Below are 10,413 nucleotides of genomic sequence, written 5' to 3'. Positions count from 1 at the left end.
ATTCCCGATAAAAATCACTGCTAAAATGGCAGGTGTTACAAGAAACTTGATTATGATGGTTTTTGTTTTTCGATTGTGATCAGGCCCCTTTGAGGGGCCAGCAATCGTAAAGCCTCCGGCTTTGCCGGAGGATGTTTACTTTTGCCGGCCGTTCAATTGGTGGAGGAGCCATTTGTGCTCTTTCCGAACAACGTAATCCGGCTGCTATGATTCTGATGTCAACATTCACCAGTCTCAGAGCCTTTGCTTTAAAATATTTTGTTCCCGGTTTTTTGATGCGTGATAAATTTGACAACCATAAAGCGATAAAATCTTACGCCGGGCCAGTGCTTGTAATTCATGGAAAGCATGATGAAGTGATTACTTATGAGCACGGAATTGCCCTTTCAAAGGCTGCAAAAAACAGTACTATGATTGCCTATGATTCAGGCCATAATGAGTTTCCGCCCGATCCTTTGTTGTTTTGGAAGGATATTAAAATATTTCTTGCGAAATCAGGTGTGATCTGAATTTGAAAACAGTTAATTATGATAATTTGACATTAATCTATGAGTATCTTATATTTTTAAACCTGAAAAATATGTTAGTGATAAATAATGCGTTGAGTTGATATTTGGATATTATATGTTTTTTATTCTATTAGAATATTGAGAGGATGAATTATGAAAGTACTTGTAAGTGATAATCTGGACCCGGTAGGAATACAGATGTTTCAGAATGCAGATGGTATTGAAGTTGATTTTAAACCCGGCTTGTCTCCCGAAGAGCTTAAAAAAATTATTGGTAATTATGATGCTCTTGCCATAAGGAGCGCCACAAAAGTTACTGCCGATCTTTTAAGCACTGCAAAAAACCTGAAGGTTGTTGGCCGTGCAGGAATTGGCCTTGATAATGTTGATATCCCGGCTGCTACAAAACACGGCGTGATTGTTATGAACACCCCGGGTGGAAATGTTATTACAACCGCAGAACACGCTGTTGCAATGATGATGTCAATGACAAGAAACATACCCTGGGGAACGGCTTCTCTTAAGGCTGGAAAATGGGAAAAGAAAAATCTTGAAGGCCGCGAGCTGTACAATAAAATTCTTGGCATAATAGGTTTTGGAAAAATAGGTTCCATCGTTGCCGATCGTGCACGCGGTCTTAAAATGCAGGTTGTCATATATGATCCTTTTGTTACTCCGGAGCAAATTGAAAAAGCCGGATATACAAGCATTACTCTTGATGAATTATATGCAAAAGCTGATTATATCACAGTTCATGTTCCCAAGCTTAAAGACACCTTGAATCTGCTTAACAAAGATGCATTTGATAAGATGAAAAACGGTGTGATGATAATTAACTGTGCCAGGGGCGGAATTGTTAATGAAAGCGACCTATACAATGCCATCAAATCAGGTAAGGTTGCAGGAGCAGCACTGGATGTTTTTGAGAAAGAACCTCCCGGAGCTTCTCCTCTGTTTGAGCTGGACAGGGTTATATGTACGCCGCATCTTGGCGCTTCCACGCAGGAAGCCCAGGTGAATGTGGCCACTGCTGTTGCCGGTCAGATAATTGACTACTTAAAAAACGGGACTATTGCGAATGCAGTTAATGTACCTTCCGTTACAGGAGAGCTATTGAAAAAGATCGGACCGTTTTTATCACTTGCCGATAAGATGGGGAGCCTGATTACCCAACTTTCAAAAGGACCTTTTAAGGAAATTGTCATCGAATATACAGGTAATTTTGATGGTCTTGACATGTCTCCTGTTTCAACGGCCGTTTTAAGAGGCCTGCTTGTACCTGTGGTAAAAGATGATGTTAATTTTGTTAACGCAAATTATATTGCAAAGGAAAGAGGTATAAAAGTTACGGAAACCGTAGCAGCTGAATCGGAAGATTTTATAAATCTTATTACCGTTAAAGGTATTACTTCAGATAATACTTTTTTAGTTGCAGGCACTATTTTCGGCAAAAAAGATCCCAGGATTGTAAGAATAAATAATTTCAGGCTTGAGATGCACCCGAGCGGACATCTTGCTCTTGTTCATAATCTCGACAAACCTGGTGCAATCGGAAGCATTGGGACAGTTCTCGGCAGGAATAGCATTAATATAGGAAGAATGCAGGTGGGGCAGGAAGAGGAAGGGGAAAGAAATATTATATTGCTTAAAACAGATTTGCCGATCCCCGAACCTGTGCTTGAAGAATTAAAAGCATTACCTCTGGTTAAAACAGTTACGCTGCTTGAACTATAGTATTAAGGAGAATAGCTATGCCGGAAGAAAAAAAAGATTTTACAGTAAAAGACCGGAGATTTTTTTCTCAGGATAATATTGACAATGATAAAGAAGACAAAAAGGATGATGAGCCATTAAAAAAAGAAACAAAAGCTGCTGAACCTTCTATTGAAAAGCAGGCTAAAGATGCTCGGACGTGTTTACCTGAAATTAATTTTCCGACCTTTATTATGTCCCTGAATGCATCCGCGCTTATGAATCTTGGACTTTTTGAAAATCCTGCTACCGGGGAAAAAGAAGTAAACCTGGACCTTGCAAAGCAGACTATAGATATCTTGAGTATGCTTGAAGAAAAAACCAGAGGTAATTTAACAAAAGATGAAGAAGGCATGCTAAGAAGTATACTTTATGATCTGAGAATAATCTATGTAAAAGAAAAGAAGTGATATTAAGGAAACTCTTGGTTCAATTGGTAAAAAAGTCAGACAACATCCGATATCAAAGGAGGCACTATGTGGCTTAATAAAATTGTTGCAATTAAACGGCAGAAATCAGTTTTTATAGTTTTATTCCTCGTTGCAGTTTTTCTTGGAATTTCATGTTTCAATTCCGTTTCAGACGGCAAAACAAAACAAAATGAAGACAAAAAAAACATTGAAAATGTGCCCGTTTCCAACAAAGAAACAAATCCGCCTGCAACCCGAATGGTTCCTGAAAGCTTCAGCGCACTTGCCGAAATGGCAAGCCCGGCAGTTGTAAATATACAGACCGTAAGAACTGCGAAAACGAAAAACATGTTCCGGCAGTTTCGCGGCGGGCCCCCTAACAGTGGACCTTTTAACGATGACGATCAAATGAACGATTTTTTCAATAAATTCTTTAATCCGGATCAGCAGAAAGAATTTAAACAGCGCAGCCTTGGCTCAGGCTTTATAATTGATAAAGAAGGATATATTGTTACAAACAATCATGTTGTTGAAGGTTCTGATAAAATAAAGGTTATATTAAAAAACGAGAAAGAATATAATGCAGTAATCATCGGACGTGATCCAAATACCGATCTTGCCCTTATTAAAATTAAAGATGAAAACAACCTTCCCGTTTTAAAACTTGGCGATTCCGATGCATTAAAAGTCGGCCAGTGGGTGGTTGCGATAGGAAGTCCGTTTGGTTTGGAACATACTGTGACTGCTGGAATAGTCAGCGCAAAAGGTCGAGTAATTGGTTCCGGCCCTTATGATGATTATATCCAGACCGATGCTTCCATCAATCCTGGCAACAGTGGTGGCCCCCTGTTAAATATGAATGGTGAGGTGATAGGTATAAATACAATAATAATTGCCGGCGGACAGGGAATCGGATTTGCAATTCCTGTAAACCTTGCCAGGGGAATAATTGATCAGTTAAAACAACATGGTGATGTAACCAGAGGGTGGCTTGGCATTACTATCCAGGATTTGCCTTCTGATCTGTCTGAATATTTTGGTATTAAGGGTGGGAAAGGCGTTCTTGTTTCCGATATCATTCCGGGAGATCCTGCCGATAAAGCAGGAATAAAGGCTAAAGACATTATTACCGAGATTAACGGACAAAAAATCGACTCAAGCAGAACTCTTCTCAAAATTATTGCAGGAATGGGTGTGGGCAAAAATGTAAAAATTAAAATTTTGCGAGATGGCAAGGAAAAGATGTTCAATGTGGAAATAGCTAAAAGAATGGATGAGAAAATAGCCTCAAACAGGAATTCTACAAAGAATGAGGCTGATGAAATAGGAATCCGTGTTGCCAATCTTTCTCCCGAAATGGCGCGTCGTTATGATATTTCCGAAAAAGAAGGCGTTATTGTTGTTGCGGTTGATTCCGAAGGAAAAGCTGCTGAAGCCGGGATAGTCCCTGGAGATATTATTAAAGAGATAAATCACCAACCTGTGAAATCTGTAAGAGAATATGCCGAATTATTAAAGAAAATTCAAAAGAACAAACCTTTCAATATGTTCTTATGGAGAGATAAAGTCGGTTATATCTTAGTAAAAATTGAAACCAAGTAATCAGTATCAGGTTTAATTTTCAGTTAACAGAAAACCACAACAAAATAAAATATTATCAAAGCGTGACGGCGGGTATGGAAAGACCCTTATCCGCCGGATAATATTTTCTTTATTTCTTCTCATTACAAGTGTTTTTATATCATAGCAGGCTGTATTAAATGAAAATACTCTCTCCGGCTAAAATCAATCTGTTCTTACATGTTGCGGGGAAAAGATCCGATGGTTATCATGAAATTGTATCGTTAATGTGTTGCGTGAGTTTATATGATATATTGCATATTGACTTTGGCAATGCTGCTACTTCTCTTACGTGTACTGATCCTGAAATTCCATGCAATGAAAAAAATCATGCAGTAAAAGCGTCCAACCTTTTTTTGAAGAAATTTAAAAAAAATATTGGAGTTAAAATACATTTAGAAAAAAATATTCCGTCGGGTGCGGGGCTTGGAGGGGGAAGCAGCAATGCGGCATCTGTATTATCCGCTTTAAACAGCTATTTTGGCTATCCATTTACTTTGGAAGAACTCATGGCAACAGGACTTGAGATTGGTGCGGATGTTCCATTTTTTTTATTTAACAAACCTGCCTTGGCCACCGGAATAGGTGAAAAACTTGAAAATTATGCTTTAGAATTACCCTATAAAATCCTGATTGTTTATCCCGGATTTAGTGTTTTAACTGCGGATATTTATAAAAATCTTAATTTAAGATTGACAAATTGCAAAAAAAAACTTAAGAGCTTATCCCTTAAACAGGGATTTGATGCACAGCTTCTTTGCAATGATCTTGAGCATGTTACTGCTTCGATGTATCCTGAAATAAATAAAGTCAAAAAGGCTATTTTAGAGCAAAAAGCATCAGGCGTTCTTATGTCGGGAAGCGGATCTTCGGTATTCGGCCTTTTTACTGATGGTGATAGTGCAGAAAAAGCTGGGATGGTTCTTTCACTAAATAGAGGATGGCGGGTTTTCGTTGTAGATTTATTAAATTAAAAAAGCCTTTGGAAAACCCTTTGAACTGCCATCATTTTGTAAGTGAATTTATATATTGTTTATGGGGTGTCGTCAAGCGGTAAGACACAGGACTTTGGTTCCTGCATTCGGAGGTTCGAATCCTCCCACCCCAGCCACTATTTTTATCGTTAATACTGATAATGAGTTCATAAAAAGCGATAATTTTTTTCATTGCGAAGGTACTATTAATGAAACGTTGGAATGAATAATGAATGATTATGTAATCTTTTCCGGCAACTCAAGCCTCGATTTGTCTAATAAAATATGTAATTATCTTAATGTCCCTTTAGGTGATGCCAAAGTTAAAACATTTAGTGACGGTGAGATACAGATCGAAATAAATGAAAATGTTAGGTCAAAAGACGCTTTTGTAATTCAATCAACTTGTGCTCCTGTTAATGATAATCTAATTGAATTGCTTCTGATGATTGATGCTCTGAAACGTTCTTCAGCAAGGAGAATAACAGCTGTAATACCTTATTATGGCTATGCAAGACAGGATAAAAAAGTAGCACCCCGGGTACCTATAAGTGCTAAATTGGTCGCTGATCTGCTTACTGTTGCAGGAACCAACAGGGTTATTACGATGGATCTGCATGCAGGACAGATTCAGGGTTTTTTTAATATCCCTGTGGATAATTTGTTTGCAGCTCCCGTGATTATAGATTATATCAAGAATAACTTTGAAAATAATATTGTAATTGTTTCTCCGGATGCGGGTGGAGCTGAAAGGGCAAGAGCTTATGCAAAGCGCCTTAATTGCGACCTGGCTGTGATAGATAAACGCAGGGAAGTTCCGAATAAAGTTAAAGATATGTCAGTAATAGGTGATGTAAGAGAAAAGATCGCCATAATTATTGATGATATGGTTGATACTGCCGGCACTCTTACTGAAGCTGCAATTGCCATTATTAAGAGCGGAGCAAAAGAAATTCATGCCTGTAGCTCGCATCCTGTTTTGTCAGGCTTGGCAATTTCACGTATTATTAATTCACCCTTAAAGAGCCTTGTAGTAACAGATACAATACCTTTAAAGGCAGAAGCATTGGAATGCGGTAAAATAAAAGTGTTATCTTCTTATAAGCTTGTTGGTGAGGCTATAATACGAAGTTATACAGGAGATTCGGTTACATCTCTGTTTGTATAAAAAATAAGAGTTTCAGAGTAAATAAAACACAAAGATAATCTTCTATTTCCTGTTGATGCTCTTACGTTTTATCTGAGCACTCTTTGGCTAACAAATCTGAAAAATCATATAAATCTTTGAAACTAAAAGCTCCAGATGCAGCATATCTTAAGCATATGGATTTTTTATTTTTGGGCATGGTTGATTTTTTCAATATGAATCCATGATCACTAAGGAGGAAAATCTATTGGAATTATTAAAAATTAAAGCAAAGTTAAGAGAATCAGCCGGCAATGGCCCGGCAAGAGTATTAAGACGTATGGGAGAAATACCGGCTGTTATATATGGCCCTGGAAAAGATACGAATTTGCTATCTATTACAATCAAGGATCTTGAAGATATCCTGAAAAAAGCAAAGGTTGGACAGGCAATATTAAACATTGAAATACAAAACGGTGCATTACATACAAGAACGGCAATGATTAAGGAATTGCAGATTCATCCTGTATCCAGAGAATTGCTGCATGTTGATTTTTATGAAATTTCAATGGATAGAAAAATCAAGGTCAAAATTCCGGTTGTTACCAAGGGTATTGCAAAGGGTATTGATTTTGGCGGAATGCTTCAGATTATCAAGAGGGAAATAGAAATATTATGTTTACCTGTGGGAATACCGGAATCAATTGAAATTGATATTACCGATCTCAATATTGGTGATTCTATACATGTTAATGATTTAGTTCTTCCGCAAGGTGTTGAGATTCCTGATGATGTAAATTATACTATAGTTACGGTTCTTACGACCAAGTCTGAAGAAAAAGCTGTAGGAGAAGAGGGGGAAGACGCAACAGTAGAAGCACCTGCCAAGCAAGAAACTAAATCAGCCGCAAAAGAATAATAGATTAGCTATTAAACAAATTGCTTATGTCAGAAAAAAGAGTTCGGCTTATTGCCGGTTTGGGTAATCCCGGCAGTGCTTATGCAAAAACCCGCCATAATGCCGGATTTATGGTAATTGATGAATTAGCTGATGCCTTTTCAATTCCGGTTGAGAAAAATAAATATGAGACAATATATGGGCGGGGATTGATAAAAGGGATTGATGTAATACTGGCAAAACCGGTTGCTTTTATGAACAGAAGTGGGCCTCCGATTTATTCGCTTTCAAATTATTATAAAATATTACAGAAGGATATATTGATCATACATGATGATGTTGATCTTGCTTTTGGAAGAATAAAAATAAATCCAAAAGGAGGATCCGGAGGCCATAAGGGCATAAAATCTTTAATAGATACCTTTGGAAATAATAATATCTCCAGAATTCGCATAGGAATAGGACGTTCTGAATCCGGGATAAGTGTTGCCGACTATGTTCTCGGCAAATTTAATATTAAAGAAAATAATGAATTAAATCTAATAAATAAAGCTGCACGGGATGCCGCTGTTACAATTATCTATAGCGGCATAACAGAAGCAATGAATATATTTAATGAAAATAAAAATATTTTAGAACACTCCTGAGTTTTTAAGCCGGCCCTTTTAATGAACTTATAAGTTCCTTCATATCATCCGGAAGAGGTGCTTCAAATTCCATTGTTTTATTTGTAACAGGATGCATAAATCCAATTTTCCATGCATGAAGCATCTGTCTCTTTATCTGTTTATAAAAATCCTGTGTGTTTTTTAAGTCAACAGACAGTTTCGGTCTGTTGCCATAAACCTGATCGCCTATAACAGGATGTTTGATTGCCGCACAATGAACCCGTATCTGATGGGTACGCCCGGTTTTAAGATCTATTTCCCAAAGTGAGACCGATTTATAACGCTCAATAACTTTCCATAAAGTTTCCGCTGTTTTAGGCTTGCGGGTTAAAACGGACATTTTTTTTCTGTTTGAAGGATGTCTGCCGATAGGAAGTGTTATTGATCCTGAATCATGTTCCGGGTTTCCCCATACAAGGGCAAGATATTTTTTTCTGATCCTTCTTTCCTTAAACTGTAAGCAAAGATTTGTATGGGAAATATCATTTTTTGCGACAACAAGGGCTCCTGAGGTATCTTTATCAAGCCTGTGGACAATGCCTGGCCTTATTTCACCCCCTATTCCGGTTAAATCCGGGCAATGAAATAATAAAGCATTTACCAGTGTCCCCGAATAATGACCTGGCGCTGGGTGAGCAACAATTCCTGGGGGCTTGTTTATTACTATTATATCGGAATCTTCATAAAGAATATTTAATTCTATAGGTTCGGGGAGAAATGAAACCGGTTCAGGATCAGGAATTGTTCCGGTAATTTTATCCCCGAACTTTACTTTGTAGCCTTGTTTTTTTATTTGATTGCAAACTGTTATTTTTCCTTTATTTATAAGAGAAGCAGCAATTGATCGTGAACATAAAGGAATATAAGATGATACAACTATATCTAGCCGTATTCCGGAAACGGATTCATCCGCATAGAAGGTAAACTCCTTTGAAGAAATGTGGTTGATACAGATTGCAGATGAGGGTTGGATACAGTTAGTTGCTTTCAATTCAGGAAACCGCCGGCAGTTGCCGGCGGTATTTTTCTTCAGGTTATGGATCAAATAAATCTCTTTTACCGGGAACATATTTATTGTTCCGCTTTATGATCTGGAAATTAATCCTTGGGATTTTCTTTAGAAATAAATAATGATTCTATTTCGGAAAATATCTTGTCCTCACTAGTATTTCTCGCGGTTGAAAGCTCTTTTACCAGAAGAGTTTGAGCGGTATCGAAAAGCTTTCGTTCTCCAAAAGAAAGATCTTTTGTTAATTTCAAAAGGTAAAGATCCCTGAAAACCTCTGCCACATCATAAAGTGACCCTGTTTTGATTTTATCCATATAATCTCTATATCTACGATTCCATGTTTGTGTATCAATAGGAGTTTCTTTCTTGCTTTTCATGAAATCATAAATTTTGGGAACTTCCCCTTCACTTATTACGTCCCTTAATCCAACAGAATCAACATTCCACGTAGGGATCATGATAACCATTCCATTTTCAAGAACTTTTATGATATAAAAATCATGTTTTTCACCGTTTACTATCTTATTTTCAATAGCTTCTATCCGCCCGACTCCATGTGCCGGGTATACAGCAAGATCACCTACATGGAATTCACGCACTTCTTTTCTTATGAATCGTACACCAGCTCGCCCACCGTTTATTTTTGCGTTCGTATCGGTTACCGCCGATACTGCGTTAAAAGACCTTCGCATGATAACTAACCTCTTTTGTCCGATTTTTGTATTGTCAACAATTAAATGCAGAAAACTCAGATAAAGGATAATATATAATAAGTTGATATCAGCAAAAAAATTCTGCATACCCTTTGTTTTCACCTTTTTTATGTAAACAAAATGACCTACCTATACCCTTATAAAGACTATAGCATATTTATTAAAATCAGGCAAGTAAATTACATTCAGTGGCTAAGACACCGAAAATACATTTGATTCAGATACAGATAAAGATACAGATGAATATAAAACTATAGCGATATGCATGGTATCTATTGCTGATGAACTTGTATTTATTCGGATATATGCCATTGTTTTCCATTTCTGTGCTTATGATAGACACCATAAACATATGCAGCGGGTCTGAACCGGATCATCGCGTTATTTGCCCCCTTTCTTGCTTTATCAGGCAATCCACCTCGTCGTCATAGCTATGTTTCAATGTGTTATCTTAATAAGTCAGTTGCTCACATATACCTGTGAGTGGTTATACAAATTTTTCTTGACAATTCCTATGAAATTGATAGGAATATATCCTGATTATAATTTAGACATAATTTGTTAATAATTTAGAGGAAATAACATGGCACAGACTATAGTGGACCCCATGTCAAGACTGATTTTCATAAAAATTAAGCTACCAAAGGTCTCTGATATTTTCTCCGGGTTTAAGTTCTTTTTTCTTACAAAGTCCTTTTCAAAAGGTCCGCTATTGCCGGATAAATGAAAAATGT

The 10,413-nt window shown here is 37.3% G+C and carries 10 protein-coding genes and 1 tRNA gene; 9 read left to right on the top strand and 2 right to left on the bottom strand.

Going from position 1 to position 10,413, the window contains the following annotated elements:
• The first annotated feature begins 131 nt into the window (after positions 1-131).
• The 9 genes from VXK47_RS19685 (at position 132) to pth (ending at position 7,936) form a co-directional block, all read left to right on the top strand.
• Complete coding sequence (locus tag VXK47_RS19685; RefSeq protein ID WP_435550497.1) at positions 132-509, top strand: alpha/beta hydrolase; 378 nt, start codon at positions 132-134, stop codon at positions 507-509.
• A 153-nt stretch (positions 510-662) separates the two neighbouring features.
• The gene (gene serA, locus VXK47_RS19680; protein WP_435550496.1) at positions 663-2,243 is read left to right on the top strand and encodes a phosphoglycerate dehydrogenase; all 1,581 of its coding nucleotides are present in this window, start codon (positions 663-665) and stop codon (positions 2,241-2,243) included.
• A gap of 17 nt (positions 2,244-2,260) precedes the next feature.
• Positions 2,261-2,671, top strand: coding sequence for a DUF1844 domain-containing protein (locus VXK47_RS19675; protein WP_435550495.1), 411 nt, complete (start codon positions 2,261-2,263; stop codon positions 2,669-2,671).
• Between the two features lie 66 nt (positions 2,672-2,737).
• Positions 2,738-4,273 carry a Do family serine endopeptidase gene (locus VXK47_RS19670; protein WP_435550494.1) on the top strand — a complete coding sequence of 512 codons (1,536 nt, stop codon included), beginning with the start codon at positions 2,738-2,740 and terminating at the stop codon, positions 4,271-4,273.
• A 158-nt stretch (positions 4,274-4,431) separates the two neighbouring features.
• Positions 4,432-5,265, top strand: coding sequence for a 4-(cytidine 5'-diphospho)-2-C-methyl-D-erythritol kinase (gene ispE / locus VXK47_RS19665; RefSeq protein WP_435550493.1), 834 nt, complete (start codon positions 4,432-4,434; stop codon positions 5,263-5,265).
• Between the two features lie 62 nt (positions 5,266-5,327).
• Positions 5,328-5,402, top strand: a tRNA-Gln gene (locus tag VXK47_RS19660).
• A 92-nt stretch (positions 5,403-5,494) separates the two neighbouring features.
• Positions 5,495-6,433: a ribose-phosphate diphosphokinase gene (locus VXK47_RS19655; protein WP_435550492.1), complete on the top strand. Its 939-nt coding sequence runs from the start codon at positions 5,495-5,497 to the stop codon at positions 6,431-6,433.
• A gap of 226 nt (positions 6,434-6,659) precedes the next feature.
• Positions 6,660-7,310, top strand: a complete 651-nt coding sequence (locus VXK47_RS19650; protein ID WP_435550491.1) for a 50S ribosomal protein L25/general stress protein Ctc — start codon at positions 6,660-6,662, stop codon at positions 7,308-7,310.
• 26 nt (positions 7,311-7,336) lie between these two features.
• Positions 7,337-7,936: an aminoacyl-tRNA hydrolase gene (gene pth / locus VXK47_RS19645; protein WP_435550490.1), complete on the top strand. Its 600-nt coding sequence runs from the start codon at positions 7,337-7,339 to the stop codon at positions 7,934-7,936.
• A 4-nt stretch (positions 7,937-7,940) separates the two neighbouring features.
• Here the strand turns inward: pth and VXK47_RS19640 are convergent, their stop codons facing one another.
• Complete coding sequence (locus VXK47_RS19640; RefSeq protein ID WP_435550489.1) at positions 7,941-9,026, bottom strand: RluA family pseudouridine synthase; 1,086 nt, start codon at positions 9,024-9,026, stop codon at positions 7,941-7,943.
• Between the two features lie 29 nt (positions 9,027-9,055).
• Positions 9,056-9,658 (bottom strand): CarD family transcriptional regulator, encoded by a 603-nt coding sequence (locus VXK47_RS19635; RefSeq protein ID WP_435550488.1) that lies wholly within the window; start codon positions 9,656-9,658, stop codon positions 9,056-9,058.
• Between the last annotated feature and the right edge of the window lie 755 nt (positions 9,659-10,413).

Origin of the sequence: Desulfobacterium sp. N47, from assembly GCF_051233685.1 — a bacterium.
GTDB lineage: Bacteria > Desulfobacterota > Desulfobacteria > Desulfobacterales > RPRI01 > RPRI01.
The sequence above is the reverse complement of the archived record's forward strand: the minus strand, read 5'-3'. Positions and strand labels throughout refer to the sequence as shown.

Coding starts and splice junctions, on each gene's coding strand:
- VXK47_RS19685 (WP_435550497.1), top strand. CDS start 132: ATGTTTACTTTTGCCGGCCGTTCAATTGGTGGAGGAGCCATTTGTGCT.
- serA (WP_435550496.1), top strand. CDS start 663: ATGAAAGTACTTGTAAGTGATAATCTGGACCCGGTAGGAATACAGATG.
- VXK47_RS19675 (WP_435550495.1), top strand. CDS start 2,261: ATGCCGGAAGAAAAAAAAGATTTTACAGTAAAAGACCGGAGATTTTTT.
- VXK47_RS19670 (WP_435550494.1), top strand. CDS start 2,738: ATGTGGCTTAATAAAATTGTTGCAATTAAACGGCAGAAATCAGTTTTT.
- ispE (WP_435550493.1), top strand. CDS start 4,432: ATGAAAATACTCTCTCCGGCTAAAATCAATCTGTTCTTACATGTTGCG.
- VXK47_RS19655 (WP_435550492.1), top strand. CDS start 5,495: ATGAATGATTATGTAATCTTTTCCGGCAACTCAAGCCTCGATTTGTCT.
- pth (WP_435550490.1), top strand. CDS start 7,337: ATGTCAGAAAAAAGAGTTCGGCTTATTGCCGGTTTGGGTAATCCCGGC.
- VXK47_RS19640 (WP_435550489.1), bottom strand. CDS start 9,026: ATGTTCCCGGTAAAAGAGATTTATTTGATCCATAACCTGAAGAAAAAT.
- VXK47_RS19635 (WP_435550488.1), bottom strand. CDS start 9,658: ATGCGAAGGTCTTTTAACGCAGTATCGGCGGTAACCGATACGAACGCA.